This is a genomic window from Azoarcus sp. DD4 (assembly GCF_006496635.1).
Taxonomy (GTDB): Bacteria; Pseudomonadota; Gammaproteobacteria; order Burkholderiales; family Rhodocyclaceae; genus Azoarcus.
On the sequence record NZ_CP022958.1, the window covers coordinates 1,452,124 to 1,475,603 of the forward strand.

Sequence of the window (23,480 nt, forward strand, 5' to 3'; positions counted from 1 at the left end):
ACCCAAGGAGAGATGCGATGGGCAAACTGCACCGATTGGCGGCCGTCGCAGCCGCCGGCGTGATCTCGTCGCTGGCAGCTGGCGGTGCCCGCGCCGACGCCGCCAGCGACGAGATCGCCCGCTACCGCGAGATGATCGCCGACGGCAACCCGGCAGAACTCTATGAAATGGAGGGCGAGACGCTCTGGAAGACGCCGCGCGGGCCAAAGCAGGCCAGCCTGGAACGCTGCGACCTCGGGCTCGGCCCCGGCGTGGTCAAGGGCGCCTACGCGCAAATGCCGCGCTACTTCAAGGACACCGGCCGGGTGCAGGATCTCGAGTCGCGCCTGATGACCTGCATGGAATCCCTGCAGGGCATTGCCACCAGAACCATCGTCGATGGCGAGTTCAACCGCGGCGAGCGCAAGACGATGGCGGCACTGGTCGCCTATGTGGTGACGCACTCGCGCGGCGACACCATCCATGTGGACATGAAGCCGGCGCAGATGAAGGAGATGTACGAGCTCGGCAAGCGAGCCTTCTACTACCGGGCGGGGCCGATGGATTTCTCCTGTGCCACCTGCCATGGCGATGAGGGCAAGCGCATCCGCCTGCAGGATCTGCCCAAGCTCACCACGCAGAAGGGCGCGGCCGCCGGCTGGGGCAGCTGGCCGGCCTACCGGGTGTCGAACAGTCAGTTCTGGACGATGCAGCACCGTCTCAACGATTGCTTCCGCCAGCAACGCACTGCCGAGCCGATCTACGGCTCAGACGTCACTATCGCGCTGTCCGTCTTCATGGCGGCGACGGCCGATGGCGGCAAGATGATGACCCCGGGCCTGAAGCGCTGAGGAGGCGGAAGATGAAGATCACCCTGACTGTTCCGCTGCTGCTCGCCCTGATCGCTGCCGCACCCGCGGTTCAGGCCGCCAGGGCCGACGAGCTCGACGACAAGGCGCGCGCGATGATGGTCGATTCGTTCAGGGACCACGGCATCGCCAAGCAGTACCGCATGCTGCAGCTCGACTTCCAGCGCGCCTGCTCGCAGCCGCAGCACCCGCCGGCGGCCGAGATGAAGCGCATCGAGGCCGAGCAGATGAAGACCATCCGCTGGCCCGCCGACGGCAAGTACTTTGGCGACTGGAAGGAAGGCGAAAAGATCGCCATCAGCGGCCGCGGTCTCACCTGGACGGACAAGACGCCCACCGACAACGGCGGCGGCTGCTACAACTGCCACCAGCTCTCGCACAAGGAAATCGCCTACGGCACGATAGGCCCCAGCCTGCTCGACTACGGCAGGCTGCGCGGCAATACCGACGAGGCCGTCAAATACACCTGGGGCAAGATCTGGAATGCCAAGGCCTACAACGCCTGCAGCAACATGCCGCGCAACGGCGATGCCGAAATCCTCACCGAACAGCAGATCAAGCACCTGATGGCCTATCTGTTCGATCCGGCGTCGCCGGTGAACAAGCGCTGAAGGTCACGCCCCGAACCGCCCGGCCAGAGATTGGTCCGGGCATTTTTTTCGCCTGAATCCGCTTCCCGAGGGCTTGCCATGAGCATGAATCGCCGCGAATTCCTCCAGGTGCTGGCCATCGCCGCCGCCGGGGGGCTGACCCTGCACAGCGAACGCGCCCGCGCCGAAAAGGCCGCTGCCGCGCTCTACGAGCTGCCCCGTTTCGGCAAGGTCAGCCTGCTCCACATGACCGATTGCCACGCCCAGCTGCTGCCTGTCCATTTCCGCGAACCCAGCGTCAATCTCGGCGTCGGCGGCATGGCGGGGCAGGTGCCGCATCTGGTCGGCGAGCGTCTGCTCAAGCACTACGGCATCAAGCCCGGCACGGCGGAAGCGCATGCTTTCAGCTACCTCGATTTCGCCCAGGCAGCGAAAACCTACGGCAAGGTCGGCGGCTTCGCCCACCTGGCGACGCTGGTGAAGCAGTTGAAGGCCAGCCGCCCTGGCGCGCTGCTGCTCGACGGCGGCGACACCTGGCAGGGCTCGGCCACCGCACTGTGGACGAATGCGCAGGACATGGTCGATGCCGCCAGGCTGCTCGGCGTCGACGTGATGACCCTGCACTGGGAATCCAGCTACGGTGCCGCGCGCGTCAAGGAAGTCGAGGAGAAGGATTTCGCCGGCCACATCGACATCGTCGCGCAGAACGTGCGCACCACCGATTTCGAAGACCCGGTGTTCAAGCCCTACGTGATCCGCAACATCAACGGCGTGCCGGTCGCCATCGTCGGCCAGGCCTTCCCCTACACGCCGATCGCCAACCCGCGCTGGCAGACGCCGGAATGGAGCTTCGGCATCCAGGAGCCGGGCATGCAGGCGGCGGTGGACAAAGCGCGGGCCGAAGGCGCCCAGGTCGTGGTGGTGCTGTCGCACAACGGCATGGATGTGGACCTGAAGATGGCGAGCCGGGTCACCGGCATCGACGCCATCCTCGGCGGCCACACCCACGACGGCATCCCGGCGCCGGTGGTGGTGAAGAACGCCGGCGGCCAGACGCTGGTGACCAATGCCGGCTCCAACGGCAAGTTCCTCGGCGTGCTCGATTTCGAGGTGAAGGGCGGCAAGGTCGCCGACTTCCGCTACAAGCTGCTGCCGGTGTTCGCCCGGCTGCTGCCGGCCGATGCGGAAATGGCGGCCTTCATCGACAAGGTGCGCGCGCCCTACCTCGGCAAGCTGGGCGAAAAGCTCGCCGTCACCGAAGGCCTGCTCTACCGCCGCGGCAACTTCAACGGTTCCTGGGACCAGCTCATCGTCGATGCATTGATGGCCGAAAAGGACGCCGAGATCGCGTTCTCGCCCGGCTTCCGCTGGGGTACGACCCTGCTGCCGGGCGATACCATCACCATGGAGCACCTGCTCGACCAGACCGCGATCACCTACCCGTGGACGACGCTCACCCCGATGAGCGGCGAGATGATCAAGACGGTGCTGGAGGATGTGGCCGACAACCTCTTCAATCCCGACCCCTACTACCAGCAGGGTGGCGACATGGTGCGCGTCGGCGGGCTGCAATACACCTGCGATCCCAACGCGCCGATGGGCAGGCGGATCGACAACATGACGCTGCGGGGCAAGCCGATCGAGGCGGGCAAGACCTACCGCGTGGCCGGCTGGGCGCCGGTGTCGGAAGAGGCGAAGAACGCCGGGCCCGCCGTCTGGGACGTGGTGGCCGGCTACCTGCGTGGCCAGAAGGTGGTGAGCCAGCGCGCGCTCAACCTGCCGACGCTCAGGGGCATGCAGGGCAACGCCGGTCTGGCGGGCTAATTCGACGCCGTCCCGGCGGTCGGTCGTTTCAAGCGGCGCGCGTGGCCGAGGGTGGGGCGGTTTCGTCCTGCTGGGGGAAGAGATTGCAGAAGCGGAGCTCGACCGGGTAGGGGAAGAAGTCCTCGACGTGGCCGCTGCGTATGCCCTGCTGCGCTTCCTGCCAGAAGCGCGGTTCGAGCAGGTCGCGGTGGTACTTGAGAAAGGCCTTGCGCACCCGCGGCGAGCCGAGCAGGAAGGTGGCGAACTCCTCGGGGAACACGTCCATCGGCCCGGCGGAATACCACGGTTCGCCCGCCAGTTCCATCTCCTCGTAGGGCGCGGGCGGGATCCGGCGGAAGTTCATCGCCGTCATGTATTCGATCTCGTCGTAGTCGTAGAACACGACGCGGCCGTAGCGGGTGACGCCGAAGTTCTTCCACAGCATGTCGCCGGGAAAGATGTTGGCGATGGCCAGCTCGCGGATGGCATTGCCGTACTCGCGCACTGCCGCTTCGACCTCCTCGTCCGTCGCCCGCTCCAGGTGGATGTTGAGCGGCGTCATCCGGCGCTCGATGTAGAGGTGCTTGATCACCAGCGTGTCGCCCTCGACCTCGAAGGCCGACGGCGCCAGCGTGCGCAGTTCTTCCAGCAACTCCGGGTGGAAGCGTGACAGCGGCAACGCGGCGTAGGAGAACTCCAGCGTGTCCGCCATGCGGCCGACGCGGTCGACCTGCTTGACCATCAGGTATTTGCGCTTGACCGTGGCGCGGTCCATGTTCTTCGAGGCACCGAACACGTCCTTGATGATCTTGAACACATAGGGGTAGGAGGGCAGCGTGAATACCAGCATCACCAGGCCGCGTATGCCCGGCGCGACGATGAACCGGTCGTTCGAATGGCGCAGGTGGGAGACGAGGTCGCGGAAGAACATCGTCTTGCCCTGCTTGCCCAGGCCCAGCATGGTGTAGAGCTCACTCCGCGGCTTGTTGGGCATGATGGAGCGCAGGAACTGCACGTAGCCCGAAGGCACTTCCATGTCGACCATGAAGTAGGCGCGCGACAGCGAGAACAGCACCGAGATCCGCCACGGATCGAGCAGGATGGTGTCGATGTAGAGTTTGCCGCCGTCGCCGTGACGTACTGCCAGCGTGAAGGGCATCTCCTGCCAGCCGTTGATCGCCTTGCCGATGATGTAGGCGGTCTTGTTGCGGTAGAAGGCCGAGTACAGCACCTGCAGCTGGCAATTGACCTCCATCGCCGGCCACTCGCCGAGGTGGGCGAGGGTGGTGCGCATGATGTGGTCGACGTCGCGGTCCAGATCCTCGAACGGGCGCTGCCAGTCGAAGTCCTCGACGATGCGGCGTATCGTCGCCCGCAGCCCGGCATCGCGCGGGTAGTAGCTGGAATACACCGGTGGGTAGGACTCGATGTACTCGGTGGAGATCGCCGGGCGGGCGAAGATGTAGTCGTTGTTGAAGTAGGTGCGGTGCAGGATCTTGCAGCACACCGAGTTGAAGAAGGTCTCCGCCAGCTCGGGTTGCTTGTGCCTGATCAGCACGCCGATGTAATGCAGCTTGACCTGCTGCCAGGTGGCGTCGTCGAGCGAGTCGGCGTCGAACTCGTGGAGCAGGCGATGCACCGTCTCGTCCACCCTGTCGTCGTAGAACTGCACCCGTTCGCGCACCGCGTCGAGCTGGGCCTGCCACTCGCCGGCCTCGAAGAACTCCTTGGCCCGCCGCGAGGTGCCGCGAAAGATCCGGTAGTGCTTGTTGAAGCCCTCGATCAGCGCCTGCGCGATCGCCTGCGCCACCGGGTTGTCCCCAGGCAATGCGTCCATGTGGTCTTCCTTGCTGGCTCGTTCCCGCGGGCGAGGCCGCCGGCCCTGCGCACTAGTTTCGCACCGCGAGGCCTTGCTGCGCCAGGGGTTTGCGGCGGGGCGGGGTGTGTCGGCAGTGCTGGATCGTGCTACCGGACCGGGCGGGAGGTGGCATGTCTTATATCTTTTATATGCTGTCTTCTTTCATATTGTGAAAGCTGATTTTACTTCTGGCGTGATCGGCCTGTCCGAGCGGTATAATGCAGCGTTTGAAAAGTCGGTTGGGAGTCGCGAGGCGTCGCGGAGCGGGTTGGCCGCGAGCGTGCCGGTAGTGGCTACGTCGAGTGCCTGGAACCTGCGCAGGTGAGTGCGCCGTTCGGGCTGTGGCTCCGCGTTTCCAATGTCTTTCAACGAGCCCGGCGCATCGTGCCGCCCGCGCCGTGGCCTGCTCGCGCCATCGTTCGACCAGCTCTATCAAGACAATGAGGGAGAAACAAGCAATGCCTTCGCAGCAGCCGACCATCATCTACACCATTACCGACGAAGCGCCGATGCTGGCGACCGCCGCCTTCCTGCCCGTCATCCGCAGCTTCACCAAGCCGGCCGGCATCCAGGTCGACGAAGCCGACATCTCGCTGTCCGGCCGCATCCTGGCCGAGTTCCCCGACTTCCTGAGCGATGCGCAGAAGGTGCCGAACACCCTGGCCGAACTCGGCGCGCTGACCCTGCAGCCGGAAGCCAACATCATCAAGCTGCCCAACATCAGCGCCTCGGTGGGCCAGTTGAAGGCGGCGATCAAGGAACTGCAGGGCAAGGGCTACAAGCTCCCCGATTTCCCGGAAGATCCGAAGTCCGACGAAGAAAAGGACATCAAGGCGCGCTACTCGAAGTGTCTGGGTTCGTCGGTGAATCCGGTGCTGCGCGAAGGCAACTCCGACCGCCGCGCGCCCGCCGCAGTCAAGAACTACGCCAGGAAGCACCCGCACTCGATGGGCGAATGGAAGCAGTGGTCGCAGACCCACGTTTCCCACATGCACCACGGCGACTTCTACCACGGTGAAAAGTCGATGACGCTCGACAAGGCGCGTGACGTCAAGATGGAGCTGCTCACCAAGTCGGGCAAGACCATCGTGCTCAAGCCCAAGGTTGCGCTGCTCGACGGCGAAGTCATCGACTCGATGTTCATGAGCAAGAAGGCGCTGTGCGAGTTCTACGAGAAGGAGCTGGAAGACTGCCGCGAAGCCGGCATCCTGTTCTCGCTGCACGTCAAGGCGACGATGATGAAGGTCTCGCACCCCATCGTCTTCGGCCACTGCGTCAAGATCTACTACAAGGAAGCCTTCGAGAAGCACGGCAAGCTGTTCGACGAACTGGGCATCAACGTCAATAACGGCATGGCCGATCTGTACGAAAAGATCAAGACCCTGCCGGAGTCCAAGCGCGACGAGATCATCCGCGACCTGCACGCCTGCCACGAACACCGCCCCGAACTGGCGATGGTGGATTCGGCCAAGGGCATCACCAACTTCCATTCGCCCAACGACGTCATCGTCGACGCCTCGATGCCGGCGATGATCCGCGCCGGCGGCAAGATGTGGGGTGCTGACGGCAAGCCCTACGACTGCAAGGCGGTGATGCCGGAGTCGACCTTCGCCCGCATCTACCAGGAGATGCTCAACTTCTGCAAATGGCATGGCAACTTCGATCCGAAGACCATGGGCACGGTGCCCAACGTCGGCCTGATGGCGCAGAAGGCGGAAGAGTACGGCTCGCACGACAAGACTTTCGAGATCGCCGAAGACGGCGTCGCCAACATCACCGACCTCGCCACCGGCGAAGTGCTGCTGTCGCAGAACGTGGAAGCCGGCGACATCTGGCGCATGTGTCAGGTCAAGGACGCGCCGATCCGCGACTGGGTCAAGCTCGCGGTGACCCGTGCGCGCAACTCCGGCATGCCGGCGGTATTCTGGCTCGACCCCTACCGTCCGCACGAAGCCGAGCTGATCAAGAAGGTCGAGAAGTACCTCAAGGACCACGACACTACCGGGCTGGACATCAAGATCCTGTCGCAGGTGCGTGCGATGCGCTTCACGCTCGAGCGCGTGGTCCGCGGCCTCGACACCATTTCGGTCACCGGCAACATCCTGCGCGACTACCTCACCGACCTGTTCCCCATCATGGAACTCGGCACCTCGGCCAAGATGCTCTCCATCGTCCCGCTGATGGCCGGTGGCGGCATGTACGAAACCGGCGCGGGCGGTTCGGCGCCCAAGCACGTGCAGCAGCTGGTCGAGGAAAACCACCTGCGCTGGGATTCGCTCGGCGAGTTCCTTGCGCTGGCGGTGTCGCTGGAGGAACTCGGCATCAAGACCGGCAACGACAAGGCCAAGCTGCTCGCCAAGACCCTGGACGAAGCCACCGGCAAGCTGCTCGACCTCGACAAGTCGCCTTCGCGCCGCACTGGTGAACTCGACAACCGCGGCAGCCAGTTCTACCTCGCCCTCTACTGGGCGCAGGCGCTGGCCGCACAGACCGAGGATGCCGCGCTGGCCGCCCATTTCGCGCCGGTCGCCAAGAGCCTGGCCGACAACGAGCAGCGCATCGTCGACGAGCTCAAGGCGGTGCAGGGCAAGCCGGTCGATATCGGCGGCTACTACCGCGTCGATGTGGAGAAGTGCGCTGCGGTGATGCGTCCGAGCGCGACCTTCAACGCCGTGATCGCTGCTGCATCCGCCTGATCCGCGCAAACGCCGATGAAAACGCCAGGGCTCGCCCTGGCGTTTTTTTTCGTCCTGCAGCGGCGCACGACCGCCGCCGACCCGGGCCGGTTTTTCGTGGATAATCGGACGACCGTCCCGGCAGACAACCGGGAGCCGGCGCCAGATCTCGCGACCTGGCCCGTCTGGTACTGCTGAACGGGCCATGCGTCGGGAAGACTGTTGGTCTAATAAGCGTTCACCAGGAGGAGGGAAGACATGAGCACGTCTCACATCAAGGTTCCGGCAGGTGGCCAGAAGATCGTCCCGGGCCAGCCTGTCCCCGACAACCCCATCATTCCCTACATCGAAGGCGATGGCATCGGCGTGGACATCACGCCGGTGATGATCAAGGTCATTGATGCCGCGGTTGCCAAGGCATACGGCGGCAAGAAGAAGATCCACTGGATGGAGGTCTTCGCCGGCGAGAAGTCGACGCGGCTCTACGGCCCGGACGAATGGCTCCCCAGGGAGACTTTCGATGCACTCAAGGAATACTCGGTATCGATCAAGGGGCCGATGACCACCCCGGTGGGCGGTGGTATCCGCTCGCTCAACGTGGCGCTGCGCCAGGAGCTCGATCTCTACCAGTGTGTGCGCCCGGTGCGCTGGTTCCGCGGCGTGCCCTCGCCGCTGAAGGATCCGAGCAAGGTCGACATGGTGATCTTCCGCGAGAACACCGAGGACATCTACGCCGGCATCGAATGGGCGGCGGAATCCGAAGGCGCGAAAAAGCTCATCAAGTTCCTGCAGGAAGAGATGGGCGTCAAGAAGATCCGCTTCCCGGAAACCTCCGGCATCGGCATCAAGCCGGTGTCGCGCGAAGGCACGGCCCGCCTGGTGCGCGCGGCGATCAGGTACGCGATCGACAACGACCGTCGCAGCGTCACCATCGTGCACAAGGGCAACATCATGAAGTTCACCGAAGGCGCCTTCCGCGACTGGGCCTACGAGGTGGCGCAGAAGGAATTCGGTGCCCAGCCGATCGACGGTGGTCCGTGGTGCGCGTTCAAGAATCCGAGGAGCGGGCGGGAGGTCATCGTCAAGGACGCCATTGCCGATGCCTTCCTGCAGCAGATCCTGTTGCGTCCGGCGGAATACGACGTCATCGCCTGCTGCAATCTCAACGGCGACTACATCTCCGACGCGCTGGCGGCCGAGGTGGGCGGCATCGGCATCGCGCCGGGTGCCAACATCTCCGACCAGTACGCCTGCTTCGAAGCGACCCATGGCACCGCGCCCAAGTATGCCGGGCTGGACAAGGTGAATCCCGGCTCCATCATCCTGTCGGCCGAGATGATGCTGCGCCACATGGGCTGGACCGAGGCCGCCGACCTGATCATCAAATCGATGGAAGCGGCAATCGGCGACAAGGTCGTGACTTACGATTTCGCCCGCCTGATGGACGGGGCGCAGGAAGTCAGCTGCTCGGCCTTCGGCGACGCGATGATCGCGCGCATGTGAGTAGTCGCTGCGGCGACGTCGGAACAGAACCCGTCGGCCAGGTGGCCGGCGGGTTTTTTCCTGATGGGGCCCGGTCAGCCCCGCGCGGCGGCGGGGGGCTTCCTGGTCAGCAACTGGATGGCGAGCGACACGCCGATCGCTAGTGCAAAGGCTGCCGGCACGCTCAGGTGATGCAGGGCAATCGCAACGGCGAGGCAGAACCCGAGGAAGGAGAAAAAGCCGCGCGCCATGCCGTGCAGCAACTGGGTGGCGGCATCGCCGCCCTGTTGCTGGTGCGAGAACACCGCCAGCACCGTGCCGAGCACGGGAAACACCGCCAGCAAGCCGCTCCAGCGCGGCCCTACGGCGCCGGCCGCCAGGGTCACGCCGAAGGTCAGCGCCGCTCCCGCCGCCATGCGCAAGGCGAGTTCGATGTAGCCAGTGGCCGGCGCGGATGCGCTGCTTGTTGTAGGCGGGAAGCAGTAAGGCGCCACCATCAACACGGCGAAGGCGGCAGCGAAGGACGACCACAGCGATAGCGGGACCGCGGCCAGCAGAACGCTCACCGCCAGCCAGGCGGTGGTTGCGGCCAGTAGCGCCATCGGCCAGCGTGCGATCCGCGAGCAATGCGAATACGCCACGCCGAAGGCTATCGAGGCGACCACCGCCGCGACCGCGGCTGTCGCGGCCTGGGCGGCAAACTGCGGCCCCTGTTCGAGCGCGACGAAATAGAGGATGGGGCCGACGACCAGTGGCAAGCCGGCCAGCCAGCCGGCGATGCCGGGCCCCCAGCGCTTGCCTGCGAGCGAAACCAGCAACAGGAACAGTGGAACCAGCAGCAACTTGAGCAAGAGCGTTTCTACGGACATCGAACTGGAATAACCTTGGCGGAGCGACCGGACGTCGACCGGCGGTGGATTGCGGCAGGACGTGGTCGAGGCCGCCGCCGGCCGGGCTGGACGGCATTATCGGCCATTTCGGCACCACCGCCCGCACCGTCGTGCATGTGCCGATGCGGGCAGTCTAGCGGCGCTCGCCCACCCCGTAGCGCCGGTCCAGCCAGTTCATCGCCAGCACGTAGATGCCGATGATGAAGAGATAAGCGATGAGCGCGCCCTGCGCGAGAATGTAGAAACCCAGCGGAAAGCCGAGAAACTCATAAGCATTGAGTTCGGCTGCGCAGAAGCCGGCGAGGAAGGTCACGGCGAACCAGAGCAGCAGCAGCGCCACCGTCAGTCCCTGGGTGCGGCGCCAGTAGGCGCGATGACGGGCGGTGAGCGTACCGACCGTCATCGGCGCTTCGGTGAGCGGGTCGGTCATTGCGCCGCGCCCTGCGAGCGGTAGGCCTGCACCAACCGGTTCTGTACTTCGCCCGGTGCCGGCTCGTGGCCGCCGGCGTCGAGCACGAACTCGCTGTCGCCCGCGCTGATCGCCTTCAGGCGCGATTCGAAACCGTCCAGCTCGGCCATCGGCACACTGGCCGAGATCAGCGTCCAGCCGCTGGCCGGGCTGTCGGTGGCGGTGACGCGACCGCGGCGGCCGGCCAGTTCGGCACTGACTTCGCCGAAGTGCGAGTCCGGCACCTTGACGGTGACGTGGAGCAGGGGCTCCAGCACCACCGGGCGGGCGGCGAGTACCGCTTCGATCAGCGCGTGGCGCGCGGCCGTGACGAAGGACACTTCGTTGGAGTCGACCGCATGGTGCTTGCCGTCGGTGACGACCACGCGCAGGTCCTGGATGGGAAAGCCGGCCAGCGCACCCTCGGCGAGGGCCTGGCGCACGCCTTTTTCGACCGCCGGCATGAACTGGATGGGGATGGTTCCACCCTTGACCTCGTCGCCCAGCTGCAAGCCGGCGCCGCGCGCCAGCGGTTCGACCCGCAGCGCGACCTCGCCGAACTGGCCGGCCCCGCCGCTCTGTTTCTTGTGGCGGTAGCGTGCCTCGGCCACGGCGGAGATGGTCTCGCGGTAGGGAATGGCCGGCGTGGCGGTGTTCAGCTGCAGGTTCCAGCGGCTGGAGAGCTGTTCCAGCACGATCTTGAGATGTTGCTCTCCCAGGCCGCGCACCACCGTCTGGCGGCCGCGGGTGTCATAGCTGACTTCAAGGCAGGGGTCTTCGTCGACCAGGCGGGCGAGCGCTTCGGACAGGCGCTGCTCGTCGGCCGGCTTGGTAGCGATCAGCGCGAGGCCGAACACCGGCTGCGGATAGCGCGGCGGCACGATGTGGAAGTAGTCCTCGTCGTGCGAATCGTGCAGCACCGCGTCGCGGCGCAGCTCGTCGACCCGTGCCACCGCGCAGATGTCGCCGGGCACGCCGAGCGGCGTCTCCACCGTGTTGCGGCCCTGCAGGCGCAGCAGGTGGGAGACCTTGAAGGGCTTGCGGCCGTCGCCGATGTAGAGCTGCGAACTCGGCGTCACCGTGCCCTGGTGGATGCGGAACAGGCCGAGCTTGCCGCGGTAGGGATCGTTGCTGACCTGGAATACATGGGCGACGGTGTGGCGGTCGCGCTCGGGCTGCACCTCGACTGCTTGCGCGCCAGCGCCTTCGCCCTTGAGGAAGGCGGGCGGATTGCCCTCGGTCGGATCGGGCAGCAGGCGGCCGAGCACGTCGAGCAGCTCGCGCACGCCGGCACCGGTGCGCGCCGAGACGAAACACACCGGCACCAGGTGGCCTTCGCGCAGGGCCTGCTCGAAGGGGCCGTGCAGCTGTTCCGGATCGAGTGACTCGCCCTGTTCCAGGTATTGCGCCATCAGCGCTTCGTCGAGTTCGACGACCTGGTCCACGATGCTGTCGTGGGTGGCGCCGACTTGCCCGAAGGCGGTGGCGGCGCCGATCTCCGGGCCGAAGAAGCAGTCGATGACGCGGCTGCCGTCGGGCGCGGGCAGGTTGATGGGCAGGCACTCGCGGCCGAATTCCGCGGTGATGGCTTCCATCAGCGCAGCGCAGTCGGCGCCGGCGGCGTCGATCTTGCTGACGATGATCATGCGGCACTTGCCGGCGGCGGCGGCCATCATGCGACGGCTGCCGGTTTCGATTCCGGACGCGGCGCTGATGACGATGGCGGCGGTTTCCACCGCCGGCAGCGTGGCCAGCGCACGGCCGGCGAGGTCGGGCAGGCCCGGGGTATCGAGCACATTGACCCAGTGGCCGGCCCATTCGAGGTGGGCGAGGGTGGCGTTGAGCGAGTGGCCCATCGCCTTTTCCTGCGGGTCGTGGTCGGACACGGTATCGCCGCGCTCGACGCTGCCGGCCGCGCCGATTTCGCCGGCGGTCGCGAGCAGGGCTTCGAGCAGACTGGTCTTGCCGCAGCCGGCGTGACCGAGGAGGGCAAGGTTACGGATGTCGTGAACCGAGCTGGGCGTCATGGCGGTCTCCCCTTGGTATTGTCGGGAGAGAGTGTCCGCCACTCGGCCGCGGCTGGCAATGCGTCAGATCAAGCCGACACGCGCCGGGCCGTCGTCTACGCGCTTTTGAGGCCGGCCGCGCGGGTGAGCAGGATCGCCGCCAGCGGCAGCAGCAGGCCGATCGCCGTCACCGCTAGCAGCAGCACGCCGAGCTCGCTGTAGTCGGCCGGCGTCGTCACCGCGCGGGTGACGGCGTCGCGCACCTCGCGGCTGACCACGTAGATCTCGTTGAGGTACTTGGTGCCCAGCTGCGAGGCCGACAGCGCGAGGTTGGTGAAGGAGGCCATCACCGCGAAGAAGGTGGCCTTCAGGTGCGGCGGGGCCGAGTTGGCGATCCAGGCCAGCATCGGCACCATCGACACCTGGCCGAGCGGCGATTCGAGCGCGGTGTTGGCGATGGCGATGAAGCGCGCATCGACCACGCCGCCGGTGTGGCTGGCCGTCCAGTGGTGCAGGCCGTGGTACATGCCGATGATGGGCAGGGACAGCAGCGTCGCGGCCAGGGTGAGGAAGACGACGATGTGCGCGATCGACTTCTCCGCCATGAAGCGGCGGAAGAGGAAGAGCCCGGCCAGGGTCAGCAGGCTGGTGATGAGGTCCAGCCGGGACAGGAAGCTCTGGTCGAAACCGAGCTCGTCTATCATCCACCAGCTCGCGCCCGCGCCCGGCCCGGGCATCGCACGGAATATGAAAATCACGATCACCGTGCCGAGCAGGGTGCGCGCCGCCTCGGGCGAGAGTTCGCGCAGCAGGCGGGTGATCATGAAGCCGATGATGCCGAAGGAGCCGGCAAAGATGATCTCCTGGCCGTAGGGCACGCCGGACAGGCCGATGCCCAGCGTGAATGCGACGAACACCGCGCTGCCGCCGAGTATCCACCAGTTGGGCGCGGTCTTTTCCGTGGGTTCGTGCAGCAGGCGCTCGATTTCGGCACGGTCGCGGCCCAGGGCCGCCAGCCGCCGGGCCTCGCGCCGCTTGAGGACACCGGCGAGCAGCACGCCGCTCACCGACAGCAGCGGGATCACCAGCGCCAGCTCGTAGATGCGCAGGTAGATGTCCACCTTGGCGGCCTCCGGCAGGGCTTCCGCGCCCTGGAACATCACCACGTTGGCGAAGCTCACCAGCACCGTGCCGCCGATGATGGCGACGCGGCCGAGCATCTGCATGGTGGTGTGCATCAGCCGAACCTGGTCTTCGCCGATGCGTTCGCCGCGCTCGTCGAAGTGCGGCACCGCCTCCACCGTCATCGCATCGGCCACCGCGTCCTGCATCACGTAGCCCACCGGGGACAGCAGCACCGACAGCACGAACCAGGCTTCGGCCGGCATCACCGCACGCATCGCCCCGGGCGAGCCGATCAGGCCGATCATGATCGCGATGCTGGCGGTAATCAGCAGCGCGCCGAGGTACACCAGCCCTGCCTTGTAGCGCCACAGAAGGTCGACCAAGTGGCCGATCGGCATCTTCAGCGCCCACGGAATGCCTGCCCAGAAACCGAGCGCGGCCAGGAAGGCGGCCGACAGCCCGAGGTAGTCCTTGATGAAGAAGGTGCCGACGATGCCGGTGAGGCCCGACACCCCCGCCGCGCAATACACCATCAGCGGCGGCAGGTAGCCCAGGCGCATCTCGCGGCCGAGTTCCAGGATGGTGCGGTCTATCCAGCGGTAAAGGGCGTTCTGGTGGAGGGAAGCAAGCACGCGGGCGTCCTTTCGGTTGGCGGTCGGTCAGGGCAGGGGTGTCAGCGGCCGAGCAGGCCTTCGATCCAGGGCAGGATCCACGGCAGTGACAGCGCGGTGGCCAGTCCGTTCAGCCCCATCGCCAGCGCGGCGAAGGCGCCGGTCTGCTCGCTCACCTGGAACGCGCGGGCGGTGCCGATGCCGTGCGACGCGATGCCGATGGCGAAGCCGCGTACGGCGTGGTCCTCGATGCGCAGCAGGCGGTAGATGTAGCGCGCGCCGACGGCACCGAGGATGCCGGTGCTGATGACCAGCACCGCGGTCAGCGAGGGCAGGCCGCCGAGACGCTCGGCGATGCCCATCGCGATCGGCGTGGTCACGCTCTTGGGCGCGAGCGACATCAGCGATTCGCGGCTGGCGCCGAGCAGCGCGCCCAGGCCGTAGGCCGACAGCGCCGCGGTGAGCGAGCCGATCACCAGCGCGATGCCCAGCGGCAGGGCCATCGCTTTCAGCCTGGGCAACTGGGCGTAGAGCGGAATCGCCAGCGCCACGGTGGCCGGGCCGAGCAGGAAGTGCACGAACTGCGCACCGTCGAAATAGGTCTGGTAGGGCGTGCCGGTGACAAGCAGGATGCTCGCCAGCAGCGCCACCGAGATCAGCACCGGGTTGGCCAGCGGGTGGAAGCCGCAGCGCTTGTACACCCAGAAGGCGGCCTGGTAGGCGAGCAGGGTGAGGGTGAGGCCGAGTAGGGGCGTGGTCGAGAGATAGACCCAGATCTCGTCGAGGCGGGGGCTCAAGACCGGCGCTCCTCATCGATACCGGCGGCGGCGCGGCGCCGGGTGAGCGCGTTCAGCACCAGTGCGGTGACCGCGATCGCCAGCGCGGTGCTGCCGACCAGCGCCACGCCCAGCGGCAGCCATTCGTCGGCGATGCGGCTGCCGTAGAGCACGATGCCGGTACCGGCCGGCACGAACAGCAGTGACAGATGCTGCAGCAGGGTGCCGGCGGTCTGGCGCAGGTCGTCGCCGGCGCCGCCGCGCACCACCAGGGTGAGGAAGAGCAGCGCCATGCCGATCACCGGACCGGGGATGGGCAGGGCGAAGGCGCGGGCGGTGACTTCGCCCACGAGCTGGAATACGAGCAGCAGGGTCAGCGCGCCGAGCATGGTTGGGTGTCCCCGTGGTTCTTGTCGGGCTGCGAGCTTACCCGATCAGCGCGTGGCCGACGCTGCGGGCGGCGATGCCGACCGCGGCGCCGAGCGCCGCCGGTTTCCATACCGCGGCGACGCGGCGGCCGGCCGACATCATGATGGCCACGCCGGCGACGTCGAGCGGATGGATCAGGAAGCCGGCGCCGTGGTTGAGCGTGGTCACCGTGGTGACGCCGTTCCGCAGCATCTCGTCCATCACACCCATCATCGCCGTGCCGCCGGCGATGTACTTGGTGAGTGTCAGCAGGATCATCGCCGGGTCGATGCCGATGGCGGCGAGCGTGGGTGTGAGCGCCGCGGTCAGCGCGTCGATGGCGCCGGTGGCGCGCAGCGCCATCACCGCCACCAACGCCAGCACCAGCATCGGGATGGAGCCGACGGAAATCTTGAAGGCCTCGGCGCCGGCCCGGTTGATGACGTCGAGCACGCCCTTGGCGTTGTCGGCGACGTGGTGGTGCAGGGTTTCGTCCAGGGTGCCTTCGCTGGCGGAAAGCCCGCGCCCGAAGCCGTGGTAGGTGGCAGCGGCGGCGATCAGGCCACCCAGCAGCGACAGCGCCAGCGCCGGCCCGAAGGCCAGGCCCATCGCCGCCATCGGGAAGGTGACGTTGGCCTGCGCCATCGCCATCACCATCGCCAGCGTGGCGGCCAGGTGGCGGTCGGAGGCGCCGCGGCCTTCCATCATGGTGAGCGTCGCCACCGGTGCGGCGAAGCTGACGAAGTTGATCTGCAGCGCGGCGAATACGCCCAGTCCGGTCAGGCCCACCGGGCGCAGCACCGGGGCAAGCCGGGCGACCACCCAGTCGAGCACGCCGCGCGCTTCGAGCAGGCGCATCAGCGACAGCATCACCACCATGATGGGCAGCAGGACGAAGAGGGAAAGCTCCACCGCCGAACGGCCGGCGCGCAGGATGATGTCGGTGAGTTGGTCCATGCCTTGTCGTTATTGTTGCAACGCCGCAGATGCTACCCGGTTGCGGGCTGAGCTGGCGAGTGCGGCGCCGCTGAGCAGGCATGGTGGAAGCGCGGCCGCGCACAGCGGCAGTGCGCGGTGTCCCGCGGACTGCATCCGGCCGTTCGCACGCGCCTCCCCGTCAAGGGGAGGGTAGGATCAGTTCTCGCGCTTGCGTTCGTCGTCTTCGGCTGGTGCCGGCACCGCCGGCGCGCCGAGGGTGACACCTATCAGCAACAGCAGCATCGGCGCGAGCGTCAGCGCGAAGACGTCGAAACTGCGCAGCCCGAAGCCGAGGACCAGCGGCAGCACCAGCAGCCCGTGGGCGAGGAAATCGGTCACCTTGCTCCATTGGATCATGTCGTTCTCCTGTGGGATCTGTCTGTTATCGGCGGTTTGTGCGATGCACAATCCGTGCCGGTACCGCCTTTTTCAAGTGTAGGTGGCGGCGGGCGAGTTGCCGGTTTTCCTGACTTGGCGTTATGCATGACAGGTGTCTATGCTGATGTGGTAGTCCGGTGCGTAGCGAAACGGGGGGACGCAATGAATATGGGCCAGTCGGCGATGCGCCGCCGTTTGCGGCAGGCGGTCGCGGTGTTGGGTGTCGCGCTCGGCGGCATCGGGGCGGTACCGGCGGCGCCGCTGCCGGCGCTTGTGCTGGATCCGACACAGATCACCGTGTCGGGGATATCTTCCGGTGCATACATGGCGGTGCAGTTCGGCACTGCGCACTCGGCGGCGGTGAGCGGCGTGGCTGTCACCGCCGGCGGCCCCTACTTCTGCGCCGGAGAGGACGCCCGTGGCGGCGCGGCGGTGAGCCGGGTGATGGCGCGCTGCATGCAGGGCGACCCGGACTACCCGGCGGTGCCCATCACCGCCGGCGACATGGCGGCGATGCAGGCGGCGACGCGGGCCTGGGCGCATCAAGGCCGGATAGACCCGCTGGCGGGGCTGGCGCGCCAGCGCATCTGGATCTTTCACGGCTACAACGACGGCATCGTCAAGCGGGCGGTCAGCGATGCGCTGGTCGACTGGTACGGCGCCTTCGTGCCGGCGGCGCAGATCTTCTACCGCAACGACCTCAACGCCGCCCATGCGCAGATCTCGGCGAGCTGCACCGCCGCCGCGCCCGCTGCGAGCTGCAATGCCTGCGCCGGCACCGGCGGCAACTTCATCAACAGCTGCCCCGACCGCGCCACCGGCGCGCCGCAGTACGACGCCGCCGGTGCGGCGCTGCAGTTCTTTCTCGGTCCGCTGCAACGCACCGAGCCGACGGCGCTCACCGGCAAACTGCTGAGCTTCGACCAGGCGCCTTACATCCGGCGCGGCGAACGCACGCTTGCGCCCATCCGGGCGTCCATGGGCCCGACCGGCTACCTCTATCTGCCGGCCGCCTGCGCCGCCGGCGAGCCGTGCCGGCTGCACGTCGCCTTTCACGGCTGCCAGCAGCAAGCCGGGCGCATCGGCACCACCTTCGCCGAGCGCGCCGGCTTCAACGAATGGGCGGACGCCAACCGCATCGTGGTGCTCTACCCGCAGGCGGCGGCGACCTCGGCGGTGCCGATCACGCCTTTCAATCCCAAGGGCTGCTGGGACTGGTGGGGTTACAACGATTTCTTCTTCGATGCCGTTGGCCGCTACGCCACCCGCGACGGCGTGCAGATCGCCGCCGTATGGCGCATGGTGCAGCAGCTCACCGGCGGCGGCGCGGGCCGGGTCGCGGGGCCGGTGCCGGCCGCGGCGCCGGTGCTGCGGCTGGCCGATGTGAGCGCGCACCGGGTGGCACTGGCATGGACGCCGGTGGCCGGCGCCACCGCCTACCGGGTCTATCGCAGCGCAGCCGGGAACGGCGCGGCGCAGGCGGTGGGTGAAGCGCGGGCAGTGCCCAGCGTCACCGATGGCAGGCTGGCACCGTCGACCGCCTACCGCTACCGGGTGCATGCGGTGGACGCTGCGGGCGTCGAGGGCGCGGCCTCGGCCGGGCTCGACGTCACCACCGCCGCCGCCGCGCCGGCCTGCGATCCCTACTTTTCGCTCGCCCAGGACCGCCCGGTGGATGCGCGCAACCGGCCGACCGCCGCCGTCTGCCCCTGACGCAGCCGCGCTCAGGGGCCGGGCGAGAAGTAGCTCGCGCGGCTGAGGAAGGTGTAATCGGCCTCCATCGCCATCAGGCCCACCAGCACAGCCAGGCACAGCGGCGGCAGCAGCACGGTGTAGATCAGCGCCAGCCGCTCCCAGCGCATGTGCATGAACACCGCGACGATGAGCGCGGCCTTCATGAACATGAAGGCCAGGATCAGCCCCCAGCGCAGCACGCCGGCGAGGTGGAAGTAATCGACCAGGTAGGACAGGGTGCTGAGCACGAAGAGCAGCCCCCAGACCTTGAGGTAGAGGCCGATCGGGTGCTGCTGGCCGCGGGCTTGTTCCATGGCGGGCCTCCTTACCAGAGATAGAACAGGGCGAAGATGAACACCCACACCAGATCGACGAAGTGCCAGTACAGGCCGGCGATTTCGACGATGCCGTAGTCGCCGCGCGCCTCGTAGCGCCCCGCCAGCACGCGGCTGGCGACCACCAGCAGGTAGATCACGCCGGCGCTCACATGCAGGCCGTGGAAGCCGGTGATCATGAAGAAGCTGGCGCCGAACTGGGCGGCGCCCATGGGGTTGCTCCAGGGCCGCACGCCTTCGTGGATCAGCTTGGTCCACTCGAAAGCCTGCATGCCGACGAAGGTGGCGCCGAGCAGCGCGGTCGCCAGCAGCAGCGCGGCGGTGCGGCGGCGGTCGCGGCGGTAGGCGCAATTGACCGCCATCGCCATGGTGCCGCTGCTGGTGATGAGCACGAAGGTCATGATCGCGATCAGGATCAGCGGAACCGTGGCGCCGCCGATGGTGAGCGCGAACACCTCGCTCGGGTTGGGCCAGGGCACCGTGGTCGACATCCGCACCGTCATGTAGCCGGTGAGGAAGCAGCTGAACACAAAGGTGTCAGACAGCAGGAAGATCCACATCATCGCCTTGCCCCAGGGCACGCGGAACACCTCGCGTTCGTCGGACCAGTCGGCGACCAGGCTGCCCAGCCCGGTGGTCGGGGCGATGGGGGAAGCGGGGGCGTGCGGCGTCATCGCGGGCTCCTCGGATTCAGCGCACGCCGCAGATCTCGGCGAGCGCGCGCAGCGTCGGCGGCGGGCTGGCGAGCAGGCCGAACAGCACCAGCCAGACGGCGAACAGGAAATGCCAGTAGCGCGCGCACAGGGCGACGGACAGCGCCGGCGCCGCTCGCCACAGGCGCCGGGCGGCGCGCGCCCAAGCCACCAGACCGCCGGCCAGATGGAGGCCGTGCAGGCCGGTGAGCAGGTAGAAGAAGCTGAGCGCCGGGCTGGCGGCGACGAAATGGCCGCCGGCGACGAGCTGCCGCCACACCCAGCCCTGACCGGCGAGGAAGGCCAGCGCGCACAGCCCGCCGATCAGGAAGGCGACACGGGCGCCGCCGCGCTGTCCCAGCCGCGCCGCACGGCTCGCGAACTGCATGGCGATGCTGCCGGCCAGCAGCACCGCGGTGTTGGCCCACAGTGGCGCCAGGGTGGCGAAGGGGCTGGCGGGGGAGCCGGCGAGGGCGGCCCAGTCCGGCAGCTGCGCCCGGATCAGCAGGGCGACCACGAGCAGCGCGAACAGGGCGGTGACGACACCGAGCAGCACATTGAGCCCCGTCCTGGCCGCCGGCTGCGTGGCGCCGGCGTCGCCGGGAGCCGGCGCCGGCAGCCAGGGGCGGGCGGTGAGGGCGTCGAACAGCGCGCGCGCCGGGCGCAGGCTGCCGGTCCACGGTGCGCTCATGTCTGCAATCCTCCGCCGGCCCGCCGCGCCGCGGAGGTCAGGCGGCCGTGTTCGCCGCCTTCGGCTTCGCCGTCCGCCGGCACGTTCTGCGGGATGAAATCGTCCTTGGCGCCGGGCACGCTGTAGTCGTAGGCCCAGCGGTGCACCACCGGCAGCGCCTCGCCCCAGTTGCCGTGCTGCGGCGGCGTGTGCGGCGTCTGCCATTCCAGCGTGGTCGCGCCCCAGGGGTTGGCGCCGGCCGGCTTGCCGTGACGCAGGCTCCACACCAGGTTGAACAGGAACACCAGTTGGAACACGCCGACGACGATGGCCGCTACCGTGATGAAGGCGTTGAGCTGCTGCGCCGAGGCCGGGATGAAGTCGTAGCCCTCGTAGGCGTAGTAGCGCCGCGGCATGCCGAGGAAGCCGAGGTAGTGCATCGGGAAGTAGATCGCATAGGTGCCGAGGAAGGTCACCCAGAAGTGGGCCTTGCCCAGGGTCTCGTCCAGCATGCGGCCGGTGACCTTGGGGTACCAGTGGTAGAGGCCGCCGAAGATCGCCAGGATGGGCGACACCCCCATCACCATGTGGAAGTGGGCGACCACGAAATAGGTGTCGGACAGCGGAATGTCCACGCTGACGTTGCCGAGGAAGAGCCCGGTGATGCCGCCGAGCACGAAGGTGCTGATGAAGCCGATCGCGAACAGCATCGGCACGTTGAGGTGGATGTTGCCGCGCCACAGCGTCAGCACCCAGTTGTAAACCTTGATCGCGGTCGGCACCGCGATGATCAGCGTGGTGGTGGCGAAGAAGTAGCCGAAGTAGGGGTTCATGCCGCTGACGTACATGTGGTGCGCCCACACCACGAAGGAGAGCCCGCCGATGGCGACGATGGCCCACACCATCATGCGGTAGCCGAAGATGTTCTTGCGCGCATGGGTGCTGATGAGGTCCGACACGATGCCGAAGGCGGGCAGCGCCACGATGTAGACCTCGGGATGGCCGAAGAACCAGAACAGGTGCTGGAACAGCACCGGGCTGCCGCCGGCGTGCTCCAGCGTCTGCCCCATGGAGACGATGGCTGGCATGAAGAAGCTGGTGCCGAGCAGCTTGTCGCACAGCATCATCACCCCGCTCACCAGCAGCGCCGGGAAGGCCAGCAGCGCCAGGACGCTGGCGGTGAAGATGCCCCACACGGTGAGCGGCATACGCATCAGCGTCATGCCGCGGGTGCGCGCCTGCAGCACGGTGGTGACGTAGTTGAGCCCGCCCATGGTGGCGGCGACGATGAAGATGACAAGCGACACCAGCATCAGCACGATGCCCCAGTCGGTGCCGGGCGTGCCGGGCAGGATGGCCTGCGGCGGGTAGAGCGTCCAGCCGGCGCCGGTGGGCCCGCCGGGCACGAAGAAGCCCGCCATCAGCACCGCCACCGCGAGCAGATACACCCAGTAGGACAGCATGTTGAGGTAGGGGAAGACCATGTCGCGCGCGCCCACCATCAGCGGGATCAGGTAGTTGCCGAAGCCGCCGAGGAAGAGCGCGGTGAGCAGGTAGATCACCATGATCATCCCGTGCATGGTGACGTACTGGTAATAGGCGGCGGCATCGATGAAGTCGAAGCGGCCGGGAAAGCCGATCTGCAGCCGCATCAGGTTGGACAGCACCAGCGCCACCAGGCCGACCGCGATCGCGGTGAGGGTGTACTGGATCGCGATCACCTTGTGGTCCTGGCTCCAGATGTAGCGGGTCAGGAAGCTGCGCGGCGCGTCGTCGTGGTGGGTACTCATTGCGGCGTCCCTCCTGCCTGCGCCGCTGCCGGCGGACCGGCCAGCGCCCGGATGTAGGCCACCAGCGCAGCGATCTCGGTCTCGTCCAGCGCGCCGGGCGGCATGATGGCCGGGTAGCCCTGGACGATCGCCGCGCCCGGGTTGCGGATGGATTCCGCGAGATAGGCGGCGTCGGCCGTCACCCGGCGGCCGTCGGCCAGGGTTTCCTCGCGGCCGTACAGCCCGCGCCAGCCGGGGCCGATGCTGCGGCTGCCGTCGGTGCTGTGGCAGGCAGTGCAGCCGCCGGCCTGCGCCAGCGCCTTGCCGCGCCGGGCCTGGGCGTCCAGCCCGTCGTCGGCCGCGCCGGCCAACCGCGCGGCGAAGGTCGGCTGCGCCGCCAGCCAGGCGGCGTAGGCCGTCGGCTCCTCGACCACCACCGTGCCGCGCATGTTGAAGTGGCCGACGCCGCAGAGTTCGGCGCACAGGATCTCGAAGCGGCCGGCCTGGGTCGGCGTCATCCAGAAGCGCGACACCAGCCCCGGCACCAGGTCCATCTTGGCGCGGAAGGGCGGTACGTAGAAGTTGTGCAGCACGTCACGCGAGCGCAGCAGCATCACCACCGGCCGCCCCAGCGGCAGGTGCAGTTCGCCGCTGTCGACCAGCACGTCGTCGAGTCCGGCGGGATCGTCCGGGTCCAGGCCGAAGGGCTGCTCCGGGCTCATGAAGCGCACGTCGCTGCGGCCTAGCCTGCCGTCGGTGCCGGGCAGGCGGAAGCGCCACTGCCACTGCTGGCCGAGCACCTCCACCGTGGCGGCATCGGCGGGCGGGTTGATCATCGCCGAATACACGTAAAGCCCCGGCGCCAGCATCGCGAAGATGCCGACCGCGGTGAGCGCCGTCAGCCAGCCTTCCAGCCGCCGGTTCTCCGGTTCGTAGTGAGCGCGGCGGTCGCTGCGGTGGCGGAAGCGGATCACCGTCCAGGCGACGAAGAGGTTGATCGCGACGAACACCGCGCCGGTGATCGCCAGCGTGATCAGGATGGTGTCGTCGAGCAGGCCCCAGTTCGAAGCGAGCGGGGTGAACCACCACGGGCTGAGGAAGTGGAACAGCACCGCGGCGATGACGATCAGGATCAGTGCGACAGCCAGCGCCATGGCGGGCGGCCCTCGTGCCTGGATCTTGCCGGGCGGCCGGGCGCCGGCGTGGGCAGGTGCGCCCGCCGCCGTCCTCCCTGCCGCTATCCGGATCGCGAGCCGCTACCGGCCGCGAGCGGCTCCGGATACATGCTTGCAAGCTAGTTCCGCGCGGGGCCGCTTTCAAGGCAGGGCCGCTTCGTGGCGTGCGGACCGGGCGCCGATCGCCGGGACTGTGGACGCCGGCCGGCGGGATGCTAAGTTGATAGTG

The 23,480-nt window shown here is 67.5% G+C and carries 20 protein-coding genes; 6 read left to right on the forward strand and 14 right to left on the reverse strand.

The window, feature by feature from the left end; all coding sequences use genetic code 11:
- The first annotated feature begins 17 nt into the window (after positions 1-17).
- The 3 genes from soxA to soxB all read left to right on the forward strand — a co-directional run bounded on the left by soxA (position 18) and on the right by soxB (position 3,262).
- On the forward strand, positions 18-830 hold the full coding sequence (gene soxA, locus CJ010_RS06915; RefSeq protein WP_141017353.1) for a sulfur oxidation c-type cytochrome SoxA: 813 nt from the start codon (positions 18-20) through the stop codon (positions 828-830).
- A gap of 11 nt (positions 831-841) precedes the next feature.
- Entirely contained in the window at positions 842-1,459 is a 618-nt protein-coding gene (soxX, locus tag CJ010_RS06920) for a sulfur oxidation c-type cytochrome SoxX (protein ID WP_141017354.1), read from the forward strand.
- A gap of 78 nt (positions 1,460-1,537) precedes the next feature.
- On the forward strand, positions 1,538-3,262 hold the full coding sequence (gene soxB, locus CJ010_RS06925; RefSeq protein ID WP_141017355.1) for a thiosulfohydrolase SoxB: 1,725 nt from the start codon (positions 1,538-1,540) through the stop codon (positions 3,260-3,262).
- 28 nt (positions 3,263-3,290) lie between these two features.
- Here the strand turns inward: soxB and aceK are convergent, their stop codons facing one another.
- On the reverse strand, positions 3,291-5,078 hold the full coding sequence (aceK, locus tag CJ010_RS06930; protein ID WP_141017356.1) for a bifunctional isocitrate dehydrogenase kinase/phosphatase: 1,788 nt from the start codon (positions 5,076-5,078) through the stop codon (positions 3,291-3,293).
- Positions 5,079-5,557: 479 nt separating this feature from the next.
- Between aceK and CJ010_RS06935 the strand changes: the two genes are divergently transcribed.
- Together CJ010_RS06935 and icd are read left to right on the forward strand one after the other, a co-directional pair.
- Positions 5,558-7,795 (forward strand): NADP-dependent isocitrate dehydrogenase, encoded by a 2,238-nt coding sequence (locus tag CJ010_RS06935; RefSeq protein WP_141017357.1) that lies wholly within the window; start codon positions 5,558-5,560, stop codon positions 7,793-7,795.
- 237 nt (positions 7,796-8,032) lie between these two features.
- Positions 8,033-9,277 (forward strand): NADP-dependent isocitrate dehydrogenase, encoded by a 1,245-nt coding sequence (gene icd, locus CJ010_RS06940; protein WP_141017358.1) that lies wholly within the window; start codon positions 8,033-8,035, stop codon positions 9,275-9,277.
- Between the two features lie 74 nt (positions 9,278-9,351).
- Here the strand turns inward: icd and CJ010_RS06945 are convergent, their stop codons facing one another.
- The 8 genes from CJ010_RS06945 to CJ010_RS06980 form a co-directional block, all read right to left on the reverse strand.
- A complete protein-coding gene (locus CJ010_RS06945) occupies positions 9,352-10,125 on the reverse strand; it encodes a hypothetical protein (protein WP_141017359.1) in 774 nt (257 codons plus the stop codon).
- A gap of 154 nt (positions 10,126-10,279) precedes the next feature.
- Positions 10,280-10,576 (reverse strand): DUF4212 domain-containing protein, encoded by a 297-nt coding sequence (locus tag CJ010_RS06950; protein WP_141017360.1) that lies wholly within the window; start codon positions 10,574-10,576, stop codon positions 10,280-10,282.
- Positions 10,573-12,621 (reverse strand): elongation factor G, encoded by a 2,049-nt coding sequence (fusA, locus tag CJ010_RS06955; protein ID WP_141017361.1) that lies wholly within the window; start codon positions 12,619-12,621, stop codon positions 10,573-10,575. Before fusA ends, CJ010_RS06950 begins: the two co-directional genes overlap by 4 nt.
- Positions 12,622-12,716: 95 nt before the next feature.
- Entirely contained in the window at positions 12,717-14,285 is a 1,569-nt protein-coding gene (locus tag CJ010_RS06960) for a folate/biopterin family MFS transporter (RefSeq protein ID WP_141020602.1), read from the reverse strand.
- 113 nt (positions 14,286-14,398) lie between these two features.
- On the reverse strand, positions 14,399-15,133 hold the full coding sequence (locus tag CJ010_RS06965) for an LrgB family protein (protein ID WP_141017362.1): 735 nt from the start codon (positions 15,131-15,133) through the stop codon (positions 14,399-14,401).
- The gene (locus CJ010_RS06970) at positions 15,130-15,501 is read right to left on the reverse strand and encodes a CidA/LrgA family protein (protein WP_141017363.1); all 372 of its coding nucleotides are present in this window, start codon (positions 15,499-15,501) and stop codon (positions 15,130-15,132) included. Before CJ010_RS06970 ends, CJ010_RS06965 begins: the two co-directional genes overlap by 4 nt.
- A 37-nt stretch (positions 15,502-15,538) precedes the next feature.
- Positions 15,539-16,477, reverse strand: coding sequence for a nucleoside recognition family protein (locus tag CJ010_RS06975; RefSeq protein WP_141017364.1), 939 nt, complete (start codon positions 16,475-16,477; stop codon positions 15,539-15,541).
- A 177-nt stretch (positions 16,478-16,654) separates the two neighbouring features.
- Positions 16,655-16,855 carry a hypothetical protein gene (locus CJ010_RS06980; protein ID WP_141017365.1) on the reverse strand — a complete coding sequence of 67 codons (201 nt, stop codon included), beginning with the start codon at positions 16,853-16,855 and terminating at the stop codon, positions 16,655-16,657.
- Between the two features lie 183 nt (positions 16,856-17,038).
- Here CJ010_RS06980 and CJ010_RS06985 point away from each other — a divergent pair, with 183 nt between their 5' ends.
- The gene (locus CJ010_RS06985; RefSeq protein WP_141017366.1) at positions 17,039-18,589 is read left to right on the forward strand and encodes a fibronectin type III domain-containing protein; all 1,551 of its coding nucleotides are present in this window, start codon (positions 17,039-17,041) and stop codon (positions 18,587-18,589) included.
- Between the two features lie 11 nt (positions 18,590-18,600).
- Here CJ010_RS06985 and CJ010_RS06990 read toward each other — a convergent pair whose 3' ends face one another.
- Genes CJ010_RS06990 through CJ010_RS07010 form a run of 5 tightly spaced genes read right to left on the reverse strand, consistent with a single transcriptional unit; the run spans position 18,601 to position 23,230 of the window.
- Positions 18,601-18,924 carry a cytochrome C oxidase subunit IV family protein gene (locus CJ010_RS06990; RefSeq protein WP_141017367.1) on the reverse strand — a complete coding sequence of 108 codons (324 nt, stop codon included), beginning with the start codon at positions 18,922-18,924 and terminating at the stop codon, positions 18,601-18,603.
- Between the two features lie 11 nt (positions 18,925-18,935).
- Positions 18,936-19,619 carry a heme-copper oxidase subunit III family protein gene (locus CJ010_RS06995; protein ID WP_141017368.1) on the reverse strand — a complete coding sequence of 228 codons (684 nt, stop codon included), beginning with the start codon at positions 19,617-19,619 and terminating at the stop codon, positions 18,936-18,938.
- A 16-nt stretch (positions 19,620-19,635) separates the two neighbouring features.
- Positions 19,636-20,328: a cytochrome c oxidase subunit 3 gene (locus tag CJ010_RS07000; protein WP_141017369.1), complete on the reverse strand. Its 693-nt coding sequence runs from the start codon at positions 20,326-20,328 to the stop codon at positions 19,636-19,638.
- Positions 20,325-22,097 (reverse strand): cytochrome c oxidase subunit I, encoded by a 1,773-nt coding sequence (ctaD, locus tag CJ010_RS07005; RefSeq protein WP_141017370.1) that lies wholly within the window; start codon positions 22,095-22,097, stop codon positions 20,325-20,327. The genes CJ010_RS07000 and ctaD overlap by 4 nt, the downstream gene beginning before the upstream one ends.
- Entirely contained in the window at positions 22,094-23,230 is a 1,137-nt protein-coding gene (locus tag CJ010_RS07010; protein ID WP_141017371.1) for a cytochrome c oxidase subunit II, read from the reverse strand. Before CJ010_RS07010 ends, ctaD begins: the two co-directional genes overlap by 4 nt.
- Between the last annotated feature and the right edge of the window lie 250 nt (positions 23,231-23,480).